Source organism: Klebsiella sp. JN_Kp122 (assembly GCF_040062085.1).
Classification (GTDB): domain Bacteria; phylum Pseudomonadota; class Gammaproteobacteria; order Enterobacterales; family Enterobacteriaceae; genus Klebsiella; species Klebsiella aerogenes.
The window spans coordinates 65,052-87,805 of sequence record NZ_JBEAHW010000024.1 but is presented as its reverse complement, the minus strand read 5'-3'; the positions used below and the strand labels follow the sequence as shown (position 1 = coordinate 87,805).

General features: G+C 55.6%; 19 protein-coding genes. 14 read left to right on the top strand and 5 right to left on the bottom strand.

Annotated elements, in window-relative coordinates:
• Window positions 1–151 precede the first annotated feature (151 nt).
• The 5 genes from ABLU78_RS11600 (at window position 152) to aceK (ending at window position 6,680) form a co-directional block, all read left to right on the top strand.
• Window positions 152–541: a YjaA family stress response protein gene (locus tag ABLU78_RS11600; protein ID WP_048229790.1), complete on the top strand. Its 390-nt coding sequence runs from the start codon at window positions 152–154 to the stop codon at window positions 539–541.
• A gap of 126 nt (window positions 542–667) precedes the next feature.
• Window positions 668–1,597, top strand: coding sequence for a homoserine O-succinyltransferase (metA, locus tag ABLU78_RS11595; protein WP_015368802.1), 930 nt, complete (start codon window positions 668–670; stop codon window positions 1,595–1,597).
• A gap of 260 nt (window positions 1,598–1,857) precedes the next feature.
• Window positions 1,858–3,459, top strand: coding sequence for a malate synthase A (gene aceB, locus ABLU78_RS11590; RefSeq protein WP_048229789.1), 1,602 nt, complete (start codon window positions 1,858–1,860; stop codon window positions 3,457–3,459).
• A gap of 31 nt (window positions 3,460–3,490) precedes the next feature.
• Window positions 3,491–4,795 (top strand): isocitrate lyase, encoded by a 1,305-nt coding sequence (gene aceA, locus ABLU78_RS11585; protein ID WP_015368800.1) that lies wholly within the window; start codon window positions 3,491–3,493, stop codon window positions 4,793–4,795.
• Between the two features lie 100 nt (window positions 4,796–4,895).
• A complete protein-coding gene (aceK, locus tag ABLU78_RS11580) occupies window positions 4,896–6,680 on the top strand; it encodes a bifunctional isocitrate dehydrogenase kinase/phosphatase (protein WP_020079888.1) in 1,785 nt (594 codons plus the stop codon).
• Between the two features lie 51 nt (window positions 6,681–6,731).
• Here aceK and iclR read toward each other — a convergent pair whose 3' ends face one another.
• Complete coding sequence (gene iclR, locus ABLU78_RS11575; protein WP_045389510.1) at window positions 6,732–7,562, bottom strand: glyoxylate bypass operon transcriptional repressor IclR; 831 nt, start codon at window positions 7,560–7,562, stop codon at window positions 6,732–6,734.
• A 195-nt stretch (window positions 7,563–7,757) separates the two neighbouring features.
• On the opposite strand from iclR, the gene metH reads away from it, so the two are divergent.
• Complete coding sequence (gene metH, locus ABLU78_RS11570; protein ID WP_032713430.1) at window positions 7,758–11,441, top strand: methionine synthase; 3,684 nt, start codon at window positions 7,758–7,760, stop codon at window positions 11,439–11,441.
• Between the two features lie 130 nt (window positions 11,442–11,571).
• Window positions 11,572–13,203, top strand: coding sequence for a Na/Pi cotransporter family protein (locus ABLU78_RS11565; RefSeq protein ID WP_015368796.1), 1,632 nt, complete (start codon window positions 11,572–11,574; stop codon window positions 13,201–13,203).
• Between the two features lie 70 nt (window positions 13,204–13,273).
• Here ABLU78_RS11565 and pepE read toward each other — a convergent pair whose 3' ends face one another.
• Window positions 13,274–13,963 (bottom strand): dipeptidase PepE, encoded by a 690-nt coding sequence (gene pepE, locus ABLU78_RS11560; protein WP_048229787.1) that lies wholly within the window; start codon window positions 13,961–13,963, stop codon window positions 13,274–13,276.
• Window positions 13,964–14,107: 144 nt separating this feature from the next.
• Between pepE and ABLU78_RS11555 the strand changes: the two genes are divergently transcribed.
• Together ABLU78_RS11555 and rluF are read left to right on the top strand one after the other, a co-directional pair.
• Entirely contained in the window at window positions 14,108–14,353 is a 246-nt protein-coding gene (locus tag ABLU78_RS11555; RefSeq protein ID WP_015368794.1) for a YmjA family protein, read from the top strand.
• 61 nt (window positions 14,354–14,414) lie between these two features.
• Complete coding sequence (gene rluF, locus ABLU78_RS11550; RefSeq protein ID WP_015368793.1) at window positions 14,415–15,293, top strand: 23S rRNA pseudouridine(2604) synthase RluF; 879 nt, start codon at window positions 14,415–14,417, stop codon at window positions 15,291–15,293.
• On the opposite strand, the gene ABLU78_RS11545 is transcribed toward rluF, so the two are convergent.
• Window positions 15,290–15,562, bottom strand: coding sequence for a DUF3811 domain-containing protein (locus ABLU78_RS11545; RefSeq protein ID WP_020079883.1), 273 nt, complete (start codon window positions 15,560–15,562; stop codon window positions 15,290–15,292). The genes rluF and ABLU78_RS11545 overlap by 4 nt on opposite strands.
• 203 nt (window positions 15,563–15,765) lie before the next feature.
• Between ABLU78_RS11545 and ABLU78_RS11540 the strand changes: the two genes are divergently transcribed.
• Window positions 15,766–16,122 (top strand): type II toxin-antitoxin system RelE/ParE family toxin, encoded by a 357-nt coding sequence (locus tag ABLU78_RS11540; RefSeq protein ID WP_048229786.1) that lies wholly within the window; start codon window positions 15,766–15,768, stop codon window positions 16,120–16,122.
• Window positions 16,119–16,457 carry an XRE family transcriptional regulator gene (locus ABLU78_RS11535; RefSeq protein WP_015368790.1) on the top strand — a complete coding sequence of 113 codons (339 nt, stop codon included), beginning with the start codon at window positions 16,119–16,121 and terminating at the stop codon, window positions 16,455–16,457. The genes ABLU78_RS11540 and ABLU78_RS11535 overlap by 4 nt, the downstream gene beginning before the upstream one ends.
• 36 nt (window positions 16,458–16,493) lie before the next feature.
• Here the strand turns inward: ABLU78_RS11535 and panS are convergent, their stop codons facing one another.
• Complete coding sequence (gene panS, locus ABLU78_RS11530; RefSeq protein WP_048229785.1) at window positions 16,494–17,423, bottom strand: ketopantoate/pantoate/pantothenate transporter PanS; 930 nt, start codon at window positions 17,421–17,423, stop codon at window positions 16,494–16,496.
• A gap of 125 nt (window positions 17,424–17,548) precedes the next feature.
• Window positions 17,549–19,120, bottom strand: a complete 1,572-nt coding sequence (gene rtcR / locus ABLU78_RS11525) for an RNA repair transcriptional activator RtcR (RefSeq protein WP_048229784.1) — start codon at window positions 19,118–19,120, stop codon at window positions 17,549–17,551.
• 453 nt (window positions 19,121–19,573) lie between these two features.
• Between rtcR and ABLU78_RS11520 the strand changes: the two genes are divergently transcribed.
• From ABLU78_RS11520 to ABLU78_RS11510, 3 genes are read left to right on the top strand one after another with little or no spacing between them, the layout of a single operon-like run.
• On the top strand, window positions 19,574–20,716 hold the full coding sequence (locus ABLU78_RS11520) for a slipin family protein (protein WP_015704029.1): 1,143 nt from the start codon (window positions 19,574–19,576) through the stop codon (window positions 20,714–20,716).
• On the top strand, window positions 20,706–21,932 hold the full coding sequence (locus tag ABLU78_RS11515) for an RtcB family protein (RefSeq protein ID WP_032713435.1): 1,227 nt from the start codon (window positions 20,706–20,708) through the stop codon (window positions 21,930–21,932). Before ABLU78_RS11520 ends, ABLU78_RS11515 begins: the two co-directional genes overlap by 11 nt.
• Before the next feature lie 6 nt (window positions 21,933–21,938).
• The gene (locus ABLU78_RS11510) at window positions 21,939–22,727 is read left to right on the top strand and encodes a nucleotidyltransferase domain-containing protein (RefSeq protein WP_015704031.1); all 789 of its coding nucleotides are present in this window, start codon (window positions 21,939–21,941) and stop codon (window positions 22,725–22,727) included.
• Window positions 22,728–22,754: the final 27 nt, after the last annotated feature.

Below are 22,754 nucleotides of genomic sequence, written 5' to 3'. Positions count from 1 at the left end.
CGGGGCTACAGACCCCGTAGCCCGGAAAAGGTGCGCAGCACCGCCTCCGGGGAAATCCCACGCCCTATTCCGAAACTTGATACGGAGCGTCTAAAGTCTCCTGTCAGCTGTTATTATCCTCTCAGGATCTTGCTGAAACAGGAAAGGACGCGTGACCATCTTATATATCTCGTTGTATAAAAACCGAATGACCGTACGCAACCTCGATGATAACCGCGAATACAGTGGCAGCGGGGCATTTAGCAATCAACGTCTCCTCGTGGCACAGTTTTTTGCCGCGCATGACGTCTTATATCCCCTGATCCAACAACAAAAAGGCGAAAACTGGCTGTCGCGTTTGCTGAAAAGAAAGCGCTTTCGCATTCTGGTCGATGCCATGGAGTTAAATGAAGGAGGGTTATCACAAGTCGAAGAGCGCGCAATAATGGAAATGGTTGCCAGCGCCGTATCAATGCGTTACCGCCAGCTTGAAGTTCGCTGCAGCAGCCATGTACGCAACGATGTTGAAGTTCGTGCGTTGCTGGCTAATTCCACGTCCTGACGGCTGTTGTCGATATTGAAACTTTCTCACCTTCCGCTTGCAGACTCGACATTTTGTTTATTCCTGGTTATTGTCAGCTATCTGGATGTCTAAACGTTTATACGTATGTAATGAGGTGATACAGCTATGCCAATTCGGGTGCAGGACGAGCTACCGGCCGTCAATTTCTTGCGCGATGAAAACGTCTTCGTGATGACCACATCGCGTGCTACAACCCAGGAAATCCGCCCGCTGAAGGTGTTAATTCTCAATCTGATGCCCAAGAAGATCGAGACGGAGAATCAGTTCCTGCGGCTGCTGTCGAACTCGCCGCTGCAGGTTGATATCCAGCTGCTACGCATCGATGCGCGTGAGTCGCGTAATACGCCGACGGAGCACCTGAATAACTTTTACTGCAATTTCGAAGATATTCGCGAGCAGAACTTCGATGGTCTGATTGTTACCGGTGCGCCGTTGGGGCTGGTCGAGTTTAACGATGTTGCCTACTGGCCGCAGATTAAACAGGTACTGGAGTGGGCTAAGGATCACGTCACGTCAACGCTATTTGTCTGTTGGGCGGTACAGGCGGCACTGAATATTCTGTATGGCATCCCTAAGCAAACTCGTACCGAAAAGATCTCTGGCGTTTATGAACACCATATTTTGCACCCGCATGCGCTGCTGACTCGCGGGTTTGATGACACCTTCCTTGCGCCTCATTCGCGCTATGCCGACTTCCCGGCCGGGCTGATTCGTGACTACACCGACCTCGATATTCTTGCTGAAACCGAAGATGGCGATGCCTATCTGTTCGCCAGCAAAGACAAGCGTATCGCTTTTGTTACCGGTCACCCTGAATACGATCCGCATACTCTGGCAAGTGAATACTTCCGCGATCTGGAGGCAGGTTTAGCGCCACAGCTTCCGGACAACTACTTCCCGAATAACGATCCAAACAATAAACCGCGGGCGACCTGGCGCAGTCATGGCAATCTCCTGTTTGCCAACTGGCTTAACTATTACGTCTACCAAATCACGCCATACGATCTGCGACATATGAATCCCACGCTGGATTAATCTACCAGCGCGTACGATCCTAAAGCGTTTCAGCATCTCGCCTCAGGCACCTTCGGGTGCCTTTTTTATTTCCGAAAATCACTTCCCCTTCTATTTAAACTTTAATTTCTTTGTTATCAAGATGTTGTATAAATTTTAAATTGAAAATGGAAATTGTTTTTGATTTTGGAAAATTCTTGAGTAGTCTTAATTGTGCTGAGCGAAAAGCAGACAACGATCTTTCGTTCGCGCTACCAGGATCAACCAAGAGGAGCTGCACAATGACGCACCAGGCGACAATGACCGATGAACTGGCCTTCAGCCAGCCTTATGGCGAGCAGGAGAAGCAAATTCTGACTGCGGAAGCGGTGGAGTTCCTGGCGGAACTGGTGAGCCGTTTTACGCCTGAGCGTAATCAACTGTTGGCAGCACGCGTTCAGCAACAGCAGGCCATTGATGAGGGTAATCTTCCTGATTTTATTTCGGAAACGGCTTCCATTCGTAATGGTGACTGGAAGATTCGAGGTATTCCGGCCGATTTACAAGACCGCCGCGTAGAAATCACCGGTCCGGTTGAACGCAAGATGGTAATTAACGCCCTGAATGCTAACGTCAAAGTCTTTATGGCTGATTTCGAAGACTCGCTGGCGCCGGATTGGCACAAAGTCATTGATGGCCAAATCAACCTGCGCGATGCGGTCAACGGCACCATCAGCTACACCAACGAAGCGGGGAAAATTTATCAGTTGCAGCCCGATCCGGCGGTTCTGGTCTGCCGCGTTCGCGGCCTGCATCTGCCGGAAAAACACGTTACCTGGCGTGGTGAGGCGATTCCCGGCAGTCTGTTCGATTTTGCGCTCTATTTCTTCCACAACTACCAGGCGCTGCTAGCGAAAGGGAGCGGCCCCTATTTCTATCTGCCGAAGACCCAGGCCTGGCAGGAAGCGGCATGGTGGAGCAAAGTCTTCAGCTTTACCGAGGATCGCTTTGAACTGCCGCGCGGCACCATTAAGGCCACGCTGCTGATTGAAACGCTGCCGGCGGTGTTCCAGATGGATGAAATCCTGCATGCGCTGCGCGACCACATTGTTGGCCTGAACTGCGGGCGCTGGGACTATATCTTCAGCTATATCAAGACGCTGAAAAACCACCCAGACCGCGTCCTGCCGGATCGCCAGGTGGTGACGATGGATAAGCCCTTCCTCAGCGCCTATTCACGCCTGCTGATTAAGACCTGCCATAAACGCGGCGCCTTCGCGATGGGCGGTATGGCGGCCTTTATCCCGAGCAAAGACGCCGAGCGCAATCGTCAGGTGCTGAATAAAGTCACCGCCGATAAAGAGCTGGAGGCCAACAATGGCCACGATGGCACCTGGATTGCGCATCCGGGACTGGCGGATACGGCGATGGGCGTCTTTAACCGCGTACTGGGCGAACATCCTAACCAGCTGTTTGTTACCCGCAATGACGACGCGCCGATTACCGCCGAGCAGCTGCTGGCTCCCTGCGAGGGCGAGCGCACCGAAGCCGGCATGCGCGCCAATATCCGCGTGGCGGTGCAGTACATCGAGGCCTGGATCTCCGGCAACGGCTGCGTACCGATTTACGGCCTGATGGAAGATGCGGCGACGGCTGAGATTTCACGTACCTCTATCTGGCAGTGGATCCATCATCAGAAAACCCTGAACGACGGCACACCGGTTACCAAGGCGCTGTTCCGCCAGTGGCTGGCTGAAGAGCTGATGGTGATTCAGGAAGAGTTGGGGGAACACCGCTTCAGCCACGGTCGCTTTGACGATGCGGCACGGCTGATGGAGCAAATCACCACTTCCGACGAACTGATCGACTTCTTGACGTTGCCAGGTTACCGCCTGCTGGCGTAATTCACCCCATCACAATATGGAGCATCTGCACATGAAAACCCGTACCCAACAAATCGAAGAATTAAACAAAGAGTGGACGAACCCGCGCTGGGAAGGCATTACCCGCCCATACAGCGCGGAAGAGGTGGTGAAGTTACGCGGCTCGGTGAACCCGGAATGCACGCTGGCGCAGCTTGGCGCGGCGAAAATGTGGCGTCTGCTGCATGGTGAAGCGAAAAAGGGTTATATCAACAGCCTTGGCGCGTTAACCGGCGGTCAGGCGCTGCAGCAGGCGAAGGCGGGCATTGAAGCCATCTACTTGTCTGGCTGGCAGGTCGCCGCCGACGCCAACCTGGCCTCCAGTATGTACCCGGATCAATCGTTGTACCCGGCTAACTCGGTTCCGTCGGTGGTTGATCGGATCAATAACACCTTCCGTCGCGCCGATCAGATCCAGTGGGCGGCGGGGATTGAGCCGAACGATCCGCGTTTTATCGACTATTTCCTGCCGATCGTCGCCGATGCGGAAGCCGGTTTTGGCGGCGTGCTGAACGCCTTTGAGCTGATGAAATCGATGATTGCGGCCGGTGCAGCGGCCGTGCATTTCGAAGATCAGCTGGCGTCGGTGAAGAAGTGCGGACATATGGGCGGCAAGGTGCTGGTGCCGACACAAGAGGCGATTCAGAAGCTGGTCGCCGCGCGCCTGGCGGCGGATGTGATGGGCGTGCCGACGCTGCTTATCGCCCGTACCGACGCCGATGCCGCTGACCTGATTACCTCGGATTGCGATCCTTACGATCGCGAGTTTATCTCCGGCGATCGCACCAGCGAAGGTTTTTATCGCACCCATGCCGGAATCGAACAGGCAATCAGCCGCGGCCTGGCCTACGCCCCTTACGCTGACCTGGTATGGTGTGAAACCTCCAAACCGGACATTGAACAGGCGCGTCGTTTTGCCGAGGCGATCCACGCCCGCTTCCCGGGCAAGCTGCTGGCCTATAACTGCTCGCCATCTTTTAACTGGAAGAAAAATCTCGACGATAAAACCATCGCCAGCTTCCAGCAGCAGCTTTCGGATATGGGCTATAAATTCCAGTTCATTACCCTGGCGGGTATTCACAGCATGTGGTTCAACATGTTCGACCTGGCCCACGCCTACGCGCAGGGTGAAGGCATGCGTCACTACGTCGAAAAGGTTCAGCAGCCGGAGTTTGCCGCCGGGCCGGAAGGCTACACCTTTGTTTCGCATCAGCAGGAGGTGGGTACCGGGTATTTCGATAAAGTGACCACCATTATCCAGGGGGGGACCTCGTCGGTAACGGCGCTGACCGGCTCGACCGAAGAATCGCAGTTTTAAGCAATGCCCGGTGGCGCTGTGCTTACCGGGCCTACAAAGGTGTAGGCCGGATAAGCGAACGCGCCATCCGGCATGATGTTGTGCCGGATGGGGGAAAGCGATGACGCGTGGCCTGGAACTACTGATTGCCCAAACCATTTTACAGGGATTCGACGCCCAGTACGGGCGTTTTCTGGAAGTCACTTCCGGCGCGCAGCAGCGCTTTGAACAAGCGGACTGGCACGCCGTGCAGCAGGCGATGAAGCAGCGTATCCACCTCTACGATCACCACGTGGGTCTGGTGGTAGAACAGCTGCGCTGTATTACCGAAGGGAAAAGTACCGACGTCGATTTTCTTCTGCGGGTGAAACAGCAGTACACCCAACTTTTGCCGGATTACCCTCGCTTTGAAATTGCGGAGAGCTTTTTCAACTCGGTCTACTGCCGACTGTTTGACCACCGCTCGCTGACCCCCGAGCGGCTCTTTATTTTCAGCTCCCAGCCGGAACGGCGTTTTCGCACGATTTCGCGACCGCTGGCGAAGGACTTTTATCCCGAACGCGGCTGGGAATACCTGATGCATAACCTGCTTGCCGATTTGCCGCTGCGCCTGCCGTGGCAAAACAAAGGGCGTGATATCGGTTATATCGTCAGTCATTTACGCGAAGCGCTTGGCGGCGAGTTGCTGTCGCAGTCGCATCTGCAGGTGGCGAATGAGCTGTTTTACCGTAATAAAGCCGCCTGGCTAGTGGGTAAACTGATTACGCCGATGGCGACGCTGCCGTTCCTGCTGCCGATACATCGTAGCGATGACGGTCAGCTGTTTGTGGATACCTGCCTGACGACCCACGCCGAGGCGAGTATCGTCTTTGGTTTCGCCCGCTCCTATTTCATGGTCTACGCGCCGCTGCCCGCGGCGCTGGTTGAATGGCTGCGCGAGATTCTGCCGGGAAAAACTACCGCCGAGCTATATATGGCGATTGGCTGCCAGAAGCATGCTAAAACGGAAAGTTATCGCGAGTACCTGCACTATGTTACCCGCAGCGATGAGCAGTTTATTGAAGCGCCAGGCATCCGTGGGATGGTGATGTTGGTCTTTACCCTGCCGGGATTCGACCGGGTATTTAAGGTGATTAAAGACCGCTTTGCGCCGCAAAAAGAGATGACTGCCGCCCACGTCCGCGCCTGCTATCAGCTGGTCAAAGAACACGACCGCGTCGGGCGGATGGCGGATACTCAGGAATTTGAAAACTTTGTGCTCGATAAGCGGCAAATTGCGCCCGAGCTGATGACGCTGTTGCAGGCGGAAGCGGGAAATAAGTTGACCGACCTCGGCGATCGCATTGCCATCAGCCATCTTTATATTGAACGACGGATGGTGCCGCTCAATATCTGGCTGGAGCAGGTGGAAGGTCAGGCGCTGCGCGACGCGGTAGAAGAGTATGGTAATGCCATTCGCCAACTGGCGGCCGCCAATATCTTCCCCGGCGACATGCTGTTCAAAAACTTCGGCGTCACGCGCCACGGGCGGGTGGTATTCTATGATTACGATGAAATTTGCTACATGACAGAGGTGAATTTTCGCGATATTCCGCCGCCGCGCTATCCGGAAGATGAGCTGGCTAGTGAACCCTGGTATAGCGTGTCCCCTGGCGATGTCTTCCCGGAAGAGTTCCGTCACTGGTTGTGCGCCGATCCGCGGATCGGACCATTACTGGAGGAAATGCACGCGGATTTGCTGCGAGCCGATTACTGGCGCGAATTACAGACGCGAATTAAAAACGGGCACGTGGAAGATGTTTACGCTTACCGGCGTAAGCAGCGTTTTAGCGTGCGCTATGGCGCCGACAGTAGGCCGGATAAGGCGTTTACGCCGCCATCCGGCAAGGTGCGCCGATCTGCCTGATGGCGCTACGCTTATCAGGCCTACTTAAAATGCCCCTCTGGGGCATTTTTATTATTTAACCCCGCCGTATGCCAACGTGACTTCCTTGGCGGCCTTAATGACCAATGCGCCAAGCTCGGTCACCCGGTCATCGGTCATGCGCGAAATCGGCCCGGAGATGGAGATAGCGGCGAACGGCTCGCGGTGTTCGTCGTAAATGCAGGAGGCGATACAGCGCAGCCCCAGCGCATGTTCTTCATCATCAAATGAATAGCCGCGTTTACGCGTTTGGGCCAAATCCTCTTTCAAATGTACCGGAGAAACCAGGGTGGCGTGGGTGTAAGCGTGCAGCCCTTTCCGATGTAGCAGCGTGGTGACCTCTTCTTCGCTCAACTGCGACAGAAACGCTTTTCCGGCGCCTGACGCGTGCATCGGCAATTTGCCGCCAATCGGCGCCGACATGCGCATCAGCTGCGTACATTGCACCTGGTCGATGATAATCGCCTGATGATCGCTTTTATCCAGCACCGCCAGGTTGACCGTTTCGCCGGAATCTTCCATCAGCTGGCGCAGAATAGGATGGACGATGGCCAGCAGATTGCGGCTTTGCAGGAAGCTGCTGCCGACGACAAACGCATGCGCGCCAATCGCCCAGTGCCCCAGATCGCCGACCTGGCGCACAAAACCGAGCTGCTGCATGGTGGTGAGCAGACGATGGGTCGTGGAGTTAGGTAGCCCCGCCTGCTGCGCCAGTTCGGTGAGCGCGACGCTGCTATGCGATTCAGAAATCCATTCAAGCAGTTTTAAGCCGCGGGTAAGCGACTGCACTTGCCCGCCAGCCTGCGCGGCAGGGGCGGCAGTGGCGGGTTTTCTGCCGCGTTTGGCGGGAACCGGGGTAGCCATGATGAACTCCTTTTTTCTGTATCGTGGAAATGATTTTCGTTTTATTTGGCGATAATGCAATCACAACCAGACTGATCGGAGGAGTGAAGTTGAACTTGTCTCATGTTGCTGCAGGTTTCCTTTTCCGGCAGGTTGGTTTATGCCAGTATGGTTTGTTGGCTTTTTGGTCTGAGTTGAGCGCTGTCGGGAGTCTGTGTGAGTAACAAAGTAGAACAATTACATCAGCAGTTAAGAGAACGCATTCTGGTTCTGGACGGGGGCATGGGCACCATGATCCAGGGCTATCGTCTGAGTGAGCAGGATTTCCGCGGCGAACGCTTTGCCGATTGGCCGTGCGACCTGAAAGGCAATAACGACCTGCTGGTCCTCAGCAAGCCTGAGGTTATTCGCGAGATCCACGACGCCTATTTCGCCGCCGGCGCGGACATTATCGAGACCAATACCTTCAACTCGACAACCATCGCGATGGCGGATTACCAAATGGAATCCCTGTCGGCGGAAATCAACTTTGCCGCCGCAAAGCTGGCCCGCGCCAGCGCCGACGCGTGGACCGCGCGTACGCCGGAAAAACCGCGCTATGTGGCGGGAGTGCTCGGGCCGACCAACCGCACCGCTTCTATTTCTCCGGACGTCAACGATCCGGCATTTCGGAATATCACGTTCGATCAGCTGGTGGCCGCCTATCGTGAATCCACCAAAGCGCTGGTGGAAGGCGGCTCGGATCTCATTCTTATTGAAACGGTCTTTGACACCCTGAACGCCAAAGCGGCGATTTTCGCGGTCAAAGAAGAATTTGAGGCGCTCGGCGTCGAGCTGCCGATTATGATTTCCGGCACTATCACCGATGCCTCCGGACGTACACTGTCCGGGCAGACGACCGAAGCGTTCTATAATTCGCTGCGCCACGCCGATGCCCTGACCTTTGGCCTGAACTGCGCGCTGGGGCCGGATGAGCTGCGCCAGTACGTGCAGGAGCTTTCGCGGATCGCCGAATGCTACGTTACCGCGCACCCGAATGCCGGACTGCCGAACGCCTTCGGCGAATACGATTTGGATGCCGACACCATGGCGGCGCAAATTCGCGAATGGGCGCAGGCTGGTTTCCTTAATATCGTCGGCGGCTGCTGCGGCACCACCCCGGAACATATCGCCGCCATGAGCCGGGCGGTAGAAGGCTTACCGCCGCGCCAGCTGCCGGTACTGCCGGTCGCCTGCCGTCTGTCTGGCCTGGAGCCGCTGAACATCGGCGACGATAGCCTGTTCGTCAACGTGGGTGAGCGGACCAACGTCACCGGCTCCGCTAAATTTAAGCGCTTAATCAAAGAAGAGAAATACAGCGAAGCGCTGGACGTGGCGCGTCAGCAGGTGGAAAGCGGCGCGCAGATTATCGATATCAATATGGATGAGGGGATGCTCGATGCCGAAGCGGCGATGGTGCGTTTCCTCAACCTGATAGCGGGTGAACCGGATATTGCCCGTGTGCCGATTATGATCGACTCCTCCAAGTGGGAAGTCATCGAAAAAGGGCTCAAGTGCATTCAAGGCAAGGGCATCGTTAACTCGATCTCGATGAAAGAGGGCGTCGAACCCTTTATTCATCACGCGAAGCTGGTTCGCCGCTACGGCGCGGCAATGGTCGTCATGGCCTTTGATGAAGTAGGCCAGGCCGATACCCGCGAGCGCAAAATCGAAATTTGCCGCCGCGCCTACAAAATCCTCACCGAAGAGGTCGGTTTCCCGCCGGAAGATATCATCTTCGACCCCAACATTTTTGCCGTCGCTACCGGTATTGAAGAGCACAACAACTACGCTCAGGACTTTATCGGCGCCTGCGAAGACATCAAACGCGAGCTGCCGCATGCGCTGATTTCCGGCGGCGTCTCCAACGTGTCGTTCTCGTTCCGCGGTAACGATCCGGTACGTGAAGCGATCCACGCCGTATTCCTCTACTACGCTATCCGCAACGGTATGGATATGGGCATCGTCAATGCCGGCCAGCTGGCGATATACGACGATCTGCCTGGCGAGCTGCGCGACGCGGTTGAAGATGTGATCCTTAACCGCCGCGATGACAGTACCGAAAGATTGCTTGAGCTGGCGGAAAAATATCGCGGCAGCAAAGCGGACGATAGCGCGAACGCTCAGCAGGCGGAATGGCGCAGCTGGGAGGTGAAAAAGCGTCTTGAATACTCGCTGGTCAAAGGGATTACCGAATTTATCGAGCAGGATACGGAAGAGGCGCGCCAGCAGGCCGAACGGCCGATTGAGGTGATTGAAGGGCCGCTGATGGACGGCATGAACGTGGTCGGCGATCTGTTCGGCGAAGGCAAAATGTTCTTGCCGCAGGTGGTAAAATCCGCGCGGGTGATGAAACAGGCGGTGGCCTACCTCGAACCTTACATCGAAGCCAGCAAAGAACAGGGCTCCAGCAACGGTAAGATGGTGATCGCCACCGTGAAGGGCGATGTACACGATATTGGTAAAAACATCGTCGGCGTAGTGCTGCAGTGCAACAACTACGAAATTATCGATCTCGGCGTGATGGTGCCGGCAGAGAAAATCCTGCGTACCGCGCGCGAAGAAAACGCCGATCTGATTGGTCTCTCCGGGCTTATCACGCCGTCGTTGGACGAAATGGTCAACGTGGCGAAAGAGATGGAGCGTCAGGGCTTTACCATTCCGCTGCTGATTGGCGGAGCGACGACCTCGAAAGCCCATACCGCGGTGAAAATCGAACAGAACTACAGTGGCCCGACGGTCTACGTGCAGAACGCCTCGCGTACCGTAGGCGTGGTTTCAGCCCTGCTGTCGGCAACCCAGCGCGATGATTTTGTCGCCCGTACCCGTAAAGAGTATGAAACCGTGCGAATCCAGCACGGGCGTAAAAAGCCGCGCACGCCGCCGGTGACTCTGCAGGCGGCGCGGGAAAACGATCTGGCGTTTGACTGGGAGAGCTACACGCCGCCGGTAGCCCACCGTCTGGGCGTGCAGGAGGTGGAAGCCAGCATCGAAACGTTGCGTAACTACATCGACTGGACGCCGTTCTTTATGACCTGGTCGCTGGCGGGTAAATATCCGCGTATCCTGGAAGATGAAGTGGTGGGTGAAGAGGCGCAACGCCTGTTTAAAGACGCCAACGATTTGCTGGATAAACTCAGCGCCGAAAAAACGCTCAACCCGCGCGGCGTGGTCGGGCTGTTCCCGGCCAACCGCGTTGGCGACGACGTGGAAATCTATCGTGATGAAACCCGCACCCACGTGCTGACGGTCAGCCATCACCTGCGCCAGCAAACGGAAAAAGTCGGCTTCGCGAACTACTGCCTCGCTGATTTTGTTGCGCCGAAGCTGAGCGGTAAAGCGGACTATATCGGGGCTTTCGCGGTAACCGGCGGGCTGGAAGAAGACGCGCTGGCGGAAGCCTATGAAGCGCAGCACGACGACTATAACAAGATCATGGTTAAGGCCATCGCCGACCGTCTGGCGGAAGCCTTCGCCGAGTATCTGCATGAGAAAGTGCGTAAGGTTTACTGGGGCTATGCGGCCAATGAGAACCTCAGCAATGAAGAGCTGATCCGCGAAAATTACCAGGGGATCCGCCCGGCGCCCGGTTATCCGGCCTGCCCGGAACACACCGAGAAAGCGACCATCTGGGAACTGTTGGATGTGGAAGCGCATACCGGCATGAAGCTCACCGAGTCCTTCGCCATGTGGCCTGGCGCATCAGTTTCCGGCTGGTACTTCAGCCATCCTGATAGTAAGTACTTCGCCGTAGCGCAGATCCAGCGCGACCAGGTGGAAGATTACGCCCTGCGTAAAGGGATGACGGCGGCGGAAGTTGAGCGTTGGCTCGCCCCTAACCTCGGCTATGATGCTGACTAACGAAATATGTTTCGTTACAACAAACAGGGCGCTCTTTGAGCGCCTTGTCTCTTTATTGAAGTTAACCCCTTATACTGAAGGGAGGTTTAAACCTCAGGAACACTTATAACGATAAGGAGAAGCTGATTCTGTGTTAACGCTGTTACACCTACTTTCCGCCGTAGCCCTACTGGTGTGGGGTACCCATATTGTGCGCACCGGCGTGATGCGCGTCTTTGGCGCACGCCTGCGTACCGTGCTCAGCAGTAGCGTGGAGAAAAAACCGCTCGCCTTCTGCGCGGGGATTGGCGTCACCGCGCTGGTGCAGAGCAGTAACGCCACCACCATGCTGGTGACGTCGTTTGTGGCCCAGGATCTGGTCGCGCTGGCGCCAGCGCTGGTCATGGTGCTGGGTGCGGATGTGGGGACGGCGCTGATGGCGAGGGTACTGACCTTCGACCTCTCCTGGCTATCGCCGCTGCTGATATTTATCGGCGTTATTTTTTTCCTCGGGCGTAAACAGACGCGCGCGGGTCAGCTTGGGCGGGTGGGTATCGGCCTCGGGCTTATCCTGCTGGCGCTGGAGCTCATCGTCCAGGCGGTGCATCCGATTACCCAGGCCAACGGCGTTCAGGTGATTTTCGCCTCGCTGACCGGCGATATCATGCTGGATGCGCTGATTGGCGCCGTGTTCGCCATTATCAGTTACTCCAGCCTGGCGGCCGTGCTGCTGACCGCAACGTTAACCGGCACCGGGGTGATCTCTTTCCCGGTGGCGCTATGTCTGGTCATCGGCGCTAACCTTGGCTCAGGCCTGCTGGCGATGCTTAACAACAGCGGCGCCAACGCGGCGGCGCGGCGGGTGGCGCTTGGCAGCCTGCTGTTCAAGCTGGTGGGGAGCTTGATAATTTTGCCATTTGTGCACGTACTGGCGGATGTCATGCACAAATTGCCGCTGGAAGAGTCGGAGCTGGTCATCTACTTCCACGTCTTCTACAACCTGATTCGCTGTGTGGCGATGGTGCCGTTCGCCGGGCCGATGGCGAACCTGTGTAAGCGCCTGATCCGCGATGAGCCGGAGCTGGATAACCATCTTAAGCCGAAGCATCTGGATCCCTCGGCGCTGGATACGCCAGCGCTGGCGTTGGCCAATGCCGCCCGTGAGACCCTACGTATCGGCGACGCCATGGAGCAGATGCTGGAAAGCCTGCGCAAGGTGATGCACGGCGAGCCGCGCGAAGAGAAAGAGCTGCGGCGGATGGCGGACGATATCAATGTGCTGTATACGGCGATTAAGCTTTATCTGGCGCGGATGCCGAAGGACGAGCTGGCGGAAGAGGAGTCGCGCCGCTGGGCGGAAATTATCGAGATGTCGCTCAACCTGGAGCAGGCGTCTGACATCGTCGAGCGAATGGGCAGCGAAATCGCCGATAAATCTCTGGCGGCGCGGCGCGCATTTTCCGTCGAGGGGCTAAAAGAGCTGGATGCGTTATACGAGCTACTGCTCAGTAATCTGCAGCTGGCAATGTCGGTCTTCTTTTCCGGCGACGTGCCGAGCGCCCGTCGGTTGCGCCGCAGTAAGCACCGTTTTCGTATTCTTAACCGCCGTTACTCGCACGCGCATGTTGACCGCCTGCATCAGCAAAACGTGCAGAGTATTGAAACCAGTACGTTGCATCTGGCGCTGCTGGGCGATATGAAGCGTCTGAACTCGCTGTTCTGCGCTGTTGCCTATAGCGTGATGGAGCAGCCGGATGAAGACGACGAGCGGGATGATTATTAGCGGGATTTACGCAGGATAGCCCGGATAAGGCGCAACACGCCGCTATCCGGGTAATGTTCGCCAAACCAGCCTAGAAACGGTGGCCCGCAGCCAGGGTTACCGCTTCTTCTCCCGCTTTGAACAACAGCGTCGGGTTTGGGCCGCCGAGCGTGGCGTGTCCGTCGCTGACCTGAATCCAGTTCCCCTCTGGCAGGCCAATCACCGTTAATTCCGGCGCCACGACCAGCAATTCGCGAATACGTTGCTCGCGGGTCTCACCCTGATGCCCGGTCGGCAGCGCGTTGGTGAAGTGCGGGTTAATCTGCAGCGGGAACAGCCCTAACGCGTCAAACCCCTGAGGATCGACAATCGGCATATCGTTGGTGGTGCGAATGGTCGGGCAGGCGAGGTTAGAACCCGCGCTCCAGCCGATATACAACGCCCCGCGCTTGACGACATCGACAATCGGCGCCAGCAGCCCGCGGCTGCGGCACTCTTTCAGAAGCTGGAAGGTGTTCCCGCCGCCGACGATGACCATCTCGGTGTTTTCAATGGCGGCGATAGGGTCGGCGACACTGTGAATACCGGTCACGCTGACGCCCATAGGCGCCATGACGGCGGCGGCTTTGGCGGTGTAATCATCCCAACTTTGCGTCACCCCGGCGAAGGGGACAAATACCGCCGAACGGCGGCCTTTGACCTGGCCGGCAATCAGCGGCAGCGCATGTTCCATCCAGGCTTTGCCCGGTAGCGTTGAGTTACTCAGTAACAGCAGTTCCATCTTTTCATCCTGTGTAAACATGTCATTTGACGCCGATTCTATCATTGGCCCGGCGTCGGGGCGCTGATATGGCTCACGGTGCAGATAAGCTGAATGCTATTATCGGGGCCGAAAGCGCAGATGCTAGCCACCCCGGAGAGACCTATGAACAATGAAATACCGCTGAAATATTATGACATCGTGGATGAGTACTCGACGGAGTGCGCAGAAGCGGTAAAAGATTCCGAGCGCGATTGTCTGGCGCATTACTTCCAGCTGCTGATTACGCGCTTAATGAATAACGAGGAGATCAGCGAGGAAGCGCAGCAGGAGATGGCCCGTGAAGCAGGCATTGCCGAACAGCGTATCGACGATATCGCCAATTTCCTCAATCAATGGGGTAATGAATAACGCTATCCCTGTTTTTTATCGCCAGTAAGGTGAGGTATATTTCGCTGTCAAAGGAGAAACTATGCTGACCGACTCATCTACTCGATTAAATAAATACATCAGCGAAAGCGGGATTTGCTCGCGTCGCGAAGCGGACCGCTTTATTGAACAAGGCAACGTCTTTATCAACGGTAAGCGCGCCGCCATTGGCGATCAGGTGAAGCCGGGCGATGTGGTGAAAGTCAACGGTCAGCTAATTGAGCCGCGAGAAGCCGATGATTTGGTGCTGATTGCGCTGAATAAGCCAGTAGGTATTGTCAGCACTACCGAAGATGGCGAGCGCGATAATATTGTCGACTTCGTGAACCACAGCAAACGTGTGTTCCCGATTGGCCGTCTCGATAAAGACTCCCAGGGGTTAATTTTCCTGACCAACCATGGCGATCTGGTCAACAAAATCCTGCGCGCCGGCAACGACCACGAAAAAGAGTATCTGGTCACCGTCGATAAGCCGGTTACCGATGAGTTTATTCGTGGCATGGGCGCGGGGGTGCCGATTCTTGGTACCGTGACCAAGAAATGTAAGGTCAAGAAAGAAGCGCCGTTCGTGTTCCGCATTACGCTGGTTCAGGGGTTAAACCGTCAGATCCGCCGCATGTGTGAGCATTTCGGCTATGAAGTCACGAAGCTGGAGCGGACGCGCATTATGAACGTTAGCCTGACGGGCATTCCCCTGGGTGAGTGGCGCGATTTAACCGATGATGAGCTGATCGACCTGTTCAAGCTGATTGAAAATTCCTCTTCCGAAGCGAAGCCAAAAGCTAAACCGAAGGCCAAAGCGGCGACCGCCGGGATCAAGCGCCCGGTGGTGAAGATGGAAAAAACCAACGATAAAGGAGGCCGCCCGGCCTCGAACGGTAAACGTTTCGCTCAGCCGGGACGTAAAAAGAAAGGCCGCTAACGCCTGCCGCGGGTCGGCGTATTCGCCGACCACGAAAATGTCGCCTCTTTGTCTACTTTGTAAGCCTGCTGTTTTTTCGCCTGGCGGGCTTTCTTCGCTTCCGCTTCGCGCAGCGCCATCAGCTTATCGATATATTCCTTTTTTACGCTGTTCGTTTCCGCATTGCTCAGCGGGCGGCCGTGCGCGATACGCGCGCGGTCCAACAGCGTTTTCAATTCGCGCTGTTCGCGCTCGGTCATCTCTTTTTGTGTAATGCGGGGGAGTGCCATGGTGGTGCCCTCAATCAGACCAGAGAACCCAGTGTACGGCAATCAGCGCAAAATAGAACTAATCCGGAAAATGCCTCGCAGAATATTTGCTGCGTGGGTGACTGATGATGTTGTCTGGATTAGCGTAGCGGCATGGTTTATGTGGTCATCCGCAAACTTATTTTTGCGCGATTTGTGTATAAAATTTTATACAAGGATGTGGTATGTTGAATCAAGGGCAAAGTTTACGACGTATTGTCTGGATGGGGTCTTCCTTTGATGATTTGCGCCAATTTCCTGAGGAGGTCCGCCGTGATGCCGGTTTCCTGCTTTACCGTTTACAGGCGGGGTTAGAAGCTGCTGATTGGAAAGCAATGCCTCAGTTGGGTCGAGGCGTGGAGGAAATACGGTTACGTCATTATTCCGGCGCTTATCGGGTGATTTACCTTGCTCGTTTTGAGGCAGAGGTTTATGTCCTGCACTGTTTTAACAAAAAAACTCGACGTACCGCCGAACATGAAAAACAAATTGTCAGAAGCCGTTTGCAGCTTATACCGCAGGAACACAGGAGTCGTAAATGAATCGTAAGACAGTGGATGGCATCCGTCACGTGACGGCAGCAGAGACGAATATTTTCAGTGAACTCGGCTTTGATGACTGTGAAGCGGAGCGGTTAAGGGCGCAAGCGGAACAAGAAGTCGAACAGCTAATGATACTCAAGCGGCAACTCATGCAGGAAATTGCTGAGTGGATAGATGAAAATCAACTGAAGCAAGCGGATGCTGCAGCGAAGTTGAATATTTCACGACCACGTATTTCAGATGTGGTAAACCAGAAAACCAGTAAGTTTACCCTTGATGCGTTGGTCATGATGTTAATGAAGTTAGGCAAGCCGGTGAGTTTACAGGTGGGATAAACGAAACGTCCGGGCATTTGCCCGGACGTATACCGATTAGCGCTGGTTGCCTTTTTTGGTCGTCGGCTTACCGGACCAGTAACCCGCCAGCAGCGAGCCGGAAAGGTTATGCCATACCGAGAACAGCGCGCCGGGCAGGGCGGCCAGCGGGCCGAAGTAGATTTTCCCGAGGGCCGCGGCGAGGCCGGAGTTTTGCATACCCACTTCGATCGCCAGGGTGCGGCAGGTGGATTCATCAAAACCGAACAGGCGCCCGCCCCAGTACCCGCCGAGCAGGCCAATAGCGTTATGCAGGATCACCGCCACGATAACCACCAGGCCTACCGAAGCGATATGCGATGCGGAACCGGCGACCACGGCGCTGATAATCGCCAGGATGCACAGCATGGAGAAGGCGGGAAGGAAGGGTTCCACCGCCTTTACCACTTTTGGCAACAGGTGATGGACAATCAGACCGAGGCCGATTGGGATCACCACGATTTGCAGGATGCTTAGCAACATGCCCATCACATCGACCTGAATGTGCGCATCAACGTACAGGCGCGTCAGCAACGGCGTGGCAACCACGCCAACCAGCGTAGAAACGGAAGAGATGGTTACCGACAGCGCGACATCGCCTTTCGCCAGGTAGATCATGACGTTGGATGCCGTGCCGCTGGCGACGCTGCCGACCAGCACCATCCCGGCGGAGAGTTCTGGCGGCATGTGGAACAGCAGCGCCAGTATCCAGGCGGCGAGCGGCATCACCAGGTAATGCAGAAAAATTCCCGCAGCGACCGGCGCCGGACGTGATAGCACGCGCTTAAAATCGTCCAGCTTCAAATGGACGCCCATGCCGAACATAATCAGCATCAGCAGCGTGGTGACCCACGGGCCGATAGGGGTAAAAGTGGTTGGCGTGTAATAAGCCAGGACGGAGAGCAGCAGCGCCCATAAGGGGAACAGCCGCGTAAGCGTGGCGAGCATAGTGTATTCCTTGCGACAGTGTTTGTTGTGTTGATGTTGTTATAAAAAAGCCGGGTTCGAGCCCGGCTATAGGTATTTTTTATCGCGCAAAAGAATATTATTCAAACAAATTATGCTCATGATGATTAGCCCAGGCTTTCCCAACTGAGACCAAAGCGGGCGAGGTACTTGCGTAACCGGTCGGCATCATTCGGATTGGCCTTTTTCAGCCGGGAGACCGCAAACAACTCACGGCCGGCTTCAGATAGCGAAGCGCTGCGGCGGCAAACCTCCAGCACCGTTTCCAACTGACGGCGATCGAACAGATCGATCTCGTCGATGACGGCGGGAAGAGGATCGTTGATCTGCCAGCTCTCGCTCAGTCGCGAAATTTCCTCATCGACCACATCCAGCGTAATTCGGCCCTGCTCGGCGAGGGTCGCCATGCGGGTCACCGAGGCGCCAAGCTCGCGAAAATTTCCGCGCCACTGGGCCTGCGGCGAACTGGCGAAAGCCAAATAGCGCACGCGCGCGTCTTTATCAAAACGTATTTGCTGCTGTCTGGCGCTGGAGAAACGTTGCAATTCGTACTCAATATTGGGCGCAATATCTTCTCTACGCTGCGCCAGACCGGGTAGCGCAAAGCTCCACATGTTGATACGCGCGTATAAATCCTCACGAAAGCGGCCATCGGCGACCCACTGGCGCATGTCGCGGTGGGTACCAGCAATCAGTTGAAAATCACTGTGCACTTCTTTGTCGGAGCCAAACGGGAAAAAGCTTTTTTCTTCAATCGCTTTTAACAACATCGCCTGTTCATCGAGGCCCAGTTCGGCAATTTCATCGAGAAACAACACGCCGCCGTCGGCCTCGCGTAGCAGGCCGCTACGCGCCGCCTGCGCGCCAGTAAAAGCGCCTTTGACGTGGCCGAATAGCGTCGACATGGCGTTATCGCCACGCAGCGTGGCGCAGTTGATGGCGACAAACTTACCCGCCACCAGGTGGCGTGACTGACGTAGCTGGAAAATGCGTTTCGCGAGAAAGGATTTGCCCGCGCCGGTAGGTCCGGTGAGTAGAATCGGATCGGTTGAACGCAGAGAAACCCGCTCAATGCGATCGATAAGCTTATTGAAGGTGGCGTTGCGGGTTTCAATCCCGTCCTTAAGAAATGAAACGGACTGCTGTTGTTCACGCTGAAAACGGCTGGTTAGAGTGGCATAGCGGCTTAAATCCAGATCGATAACCGAGGCGGTACCGGCCGCGATCTGCTCGTCGGTGGTGCCTTTTGGCGCCGGCCCGGTCTGCAGCAAACTGGCGGGCAGATAGCGCGCCTCGGTCAACAGGAACCAGCAGATCTGCGCCACGTGCGTTCCGGTGGTGATATGCACCAGATATTCTTCATTGTCGGTATCGAACGGGTAGCGGGTCGCAAAATCAAGAAAGGCGGCATACACCTCTTCGAAATCCCAGGGATTGGCGATGGCTACAGCATGCGGATGTACTTCGGTCTGTGGCGAGACCAACGCAACATCTTCGGCGAGCTGCTGCGCCATGCCGATGTCACGGGGCTGATGCAGTAGTTCCAGCCGATCAATGGGCATTTCAGCTTGTTGGCACAACCCAATCGTTGGCCGCCACTTGCGAAAACGGTTGGCGCGCTTGCCACGTTTATCGAGCACCGTCCCCAATACGCCAATAACCACCCGACGTTTTCTCATGATTTATCCCACAAGATAAAATTAGATACTTAAGGATAAAAATATATCTTTCCGCAGGCAATCGGAATAGATGCTTAATAAATAAAAGTCATTAATTTTCATTTTGTTAAAAAATTATTTTGTTGTTTTACGTTTTTGGCACGCTTCTGGCAATAACTCTATTGTCAACGCGCTGAAATGCAGGGGGTTAAACCCCGCCGGCGCTGTAGAAACGGCGCAATCCGTTTTTCTGCCGCGTTCCGTCAGCAACTGACCACATAAGTGGAGGGTTCGATTCCCTCATTCATCTCCTCGATGAAACTGGTTGTAAATCAAAATAATAAGCCGGGGAACTGCGTGTTTGGCGGTCCCCAAAACAGGTTGCCGATAATAACGCCGGGCGCCAGGCAAAAGGGAGTTCCCCTGCCGCTTCGCCTTTGCATCCGCGCCTGCTCCATTTTTAAGGAACGAATAATGGCTAAGAAAATAACGATACGAAAAGGTCAATTAGGTCTGCTGGCGAAAGCGGGCGACTACTATCAGGTACTGGAAGCCGGCGAGCATCGCTTACCGTGGTTTTCCACACCGGAAGTGCTGATCGTCACCACCGATGGCAGCGAAGTACCGCAGGCGTTGGCCGACTATATGCGCCGCTTCCAGCCTGAATGGATCGACCGTTACTGCCTGGCGGCTGATATGGCGGAAGAGGAAGCCGGCGCGCTGTATATCGATGGCGTGCTGCAGGAGATCATCCCGCCAGCGACGCGCCGTCTGTACTGGCAATATGACAATGCGCTGAAGCTGGTACGCATGGATACTCGCGCGGTGCTGGTACCAGCAGAGGTGATGAACGCGGTACTGCAACCTCGACGCAGCGGCGCGGTAAAAGGGCGTGAGTCGATACTGACGGTACAGGTTCCTGCCTGGCATGTTGGGGTGGTGAAAATTGACGGCGAGCTGCAGAAAGCTCTACCGCCCGGTTTGACTGCCTACTGGAAGATTAACCATCTGGTGGAAGCCGAAGTGGTGGATACTCGCCTGCAGGTGCTGGAGGTCAGCGGTCAGGAGATCCTGACCAAAGACAAAGTTAATTTACGTCTGAATCTGGCGGCGAACTGGCGTTATCAAGACGTGCTGACGGCATTTTGCCAGTTAACTAAACCGCTGGATCATCTGTATCGTGAACTGCAGTTCGCGCTGCGCGAAGCGGTCGGTACACGTACGCTGGATGAGCTTCTGGAAAATAAACAGATGATTGATGAAGTGGTGAGCGCGCAGGTGAAAGAGCGTATGGCGCCATTCGGCATCGAGATCGCCTCGTTGGGAGTAAAAGATATCGTCCTGCCAGGCGACATGAAGGCCATTTTGTCGCAGTTGGTGGAAGCGGAGAAATCGGCCCAGGCCAACGTTATCCGCCGCCGGGAAGAGACGGCGGCAACTCGTTCTTTATTGAACACGGCCAAAGTAATGGAAAACAATCCGGTCGCCCTGCGCTTAAAAGAGCTTGAAACGCTCGAACGCGTCGCGGAGCGAATCGATAAAATTTCCGTATTTGGCGGGCTGGACCAGGTATTACATGGACTTATCAACATTAATGGAGTGAACCATGGCGCATAACGATTATCACCTGCTGACGGCGGAAAATAGCGCGCCGATCAAAATGTGGACCCGCGGCGTGCCGGTAGAGCCGGAAGCACGCGTCCAGTTGCTGAATACGGCAAAAATGCCGTTTGTCTTTAAGCATCTGGCGGTGATGCCGGACGTGCATCTCGGGAAAGGCTCGACTATTGGCAGCGTGATCCCGACAAAAGGGGCAATCATTCCGGCGGCCGTCGGCGTGGATATTGGCTGCGGTATGATGGCGGTGCGTACTTCGCTTATTGCCAGCGATCTGCCGGATAACCTGGGCGGGTTGCGCAGCGCGATCGAGCAGGCGGTACCGCACGGGCGAACTAACACGCGCTCCCGGCGCGATAAAGGCGCCTGGGAGACGCCGCCGCAGGAAGTCGATCAACAGTGGTCGCTACTGGCTCCGCGCTTTAAGCGCCTGACGGACAAATATCCGCAGTTGTTGAAAACCAATAATCATCAGCATCTCGGAACATTGGGTACCGGCAATCACTTTATTGAAGTGTGCCTGGATGAACAGCAGCGGGTATGGGTAATGCTGCATAGCGGTTCGCGCGGCGTCGGTAATGCTATCGGCAACCTGTTTATTACCCTGGCGCAGAACGATATGCAGCAGCATATCGCTAATCTGCCGGACAGAAATCTGGCCTACTTTCAGGAAGGTAGCCCGCACTACGAGGATTACATCGAGGCGGTGGAATGGGCGCAGGATTTCGCCAGGCATAATCGCGAGGTAATGATGGCGCGGGTACTGGCGGCGCTATCGGCCATTGTGACGAAACCGTTTATGACCCAGCAGGAGGCGGTCAATTGCCACCATAACTATGTGCAGAAAGAGCGGCACTTTGGCGAAGAGGTTCTGGTCACGCGTAAAGGCGCGGTATCGGCGCAGAAGGGGCAAATGGGCATCATTCCCGGCTCAATGGGGGCAAAAAGCTTCATTGTGCGCGGATTGGGTAATGAAGAGAGTTTCTGCTCATGTAGCCACGGCGCAGGACGCGTGATGAGCCGAACGGCGGCGAAAAAGCGGTTCACCGTCGCAGACCAGATCCGCACGACCGCCCACGTCGAATGCCGAAAAGATAGTGAGGTGATCGACGAAATTCCGCTGGCTTATAAAGACATTGAGGCGGTGATGGCCGCGCAATCGTCGCTGGTAGAGGTGGTACATACCCTGCGTCAGGTCGTCTGTGTTAAAGGATAAAAAATAATGAGTGAAAATAGCGTCGATGCCGCGATGCGCCAGCGCGTGCGGCGGCAGTTAGCCGACATAGAACAACGCTACCAGGTCAGGGTGCTGTATGCCTGTGAATCGGGTAGCCGCGGCTGGGGTTTTGCCTCGCCGGATAGCGATTATGATGTTCGCTTTTTATATGTTCATCAACCCGAATGGTATTTACGCGTGGAAGCGCAGCGCGATGTTATCGAACTGCCGATAGATGATGAGCTGGATGTCTGCGGCTGGGAGTGGCGCAAAGCGCTGGGGTTATTGAAAGCGGCGAACCCTACTCTTATAGAGTGGCTGGATTCACCGGTGGTGTATCAGCAGGATGCGTCGACAGTGGCGGCGTTAAAAGCGCTGGTGCCGCAGTGGTTTTCGCCGCTACGCGCCCGTTGGCACTACTATTCAATGGCGCGGAAGAACTTTCGCGGCTACCTGCAGGGTGAGCAGGTACGGTTGAAAAAATACTTTTATGTACTGCGCCCGCTGTTGGCCGTGCGCTGGGTTGAAGCCGGTAAAGGCGTGCCGCCGATGCGTTTTAGCGAACTGCTGGCGGGCAGCGAACTGGAACCCGCCCTGCGTAATGAAATCGATGAGCTGCTGGTTCGCAAACAACGTGCCGGCGAAGCAGAGTACGGCATACGACGCCCGCTTTTGCATGCCTTTATTCAACATGAGCTGGCGCGTGGCGAGGTAGCGCCGGAACTGCCGGATAGCCGAACGGGGCGCGTTGAGCAACTCGATCGCTTGCTGATGAGCACGGTACTGGCGCCATAAAAAAGGCCCGGCTTCTGACGAAACCGG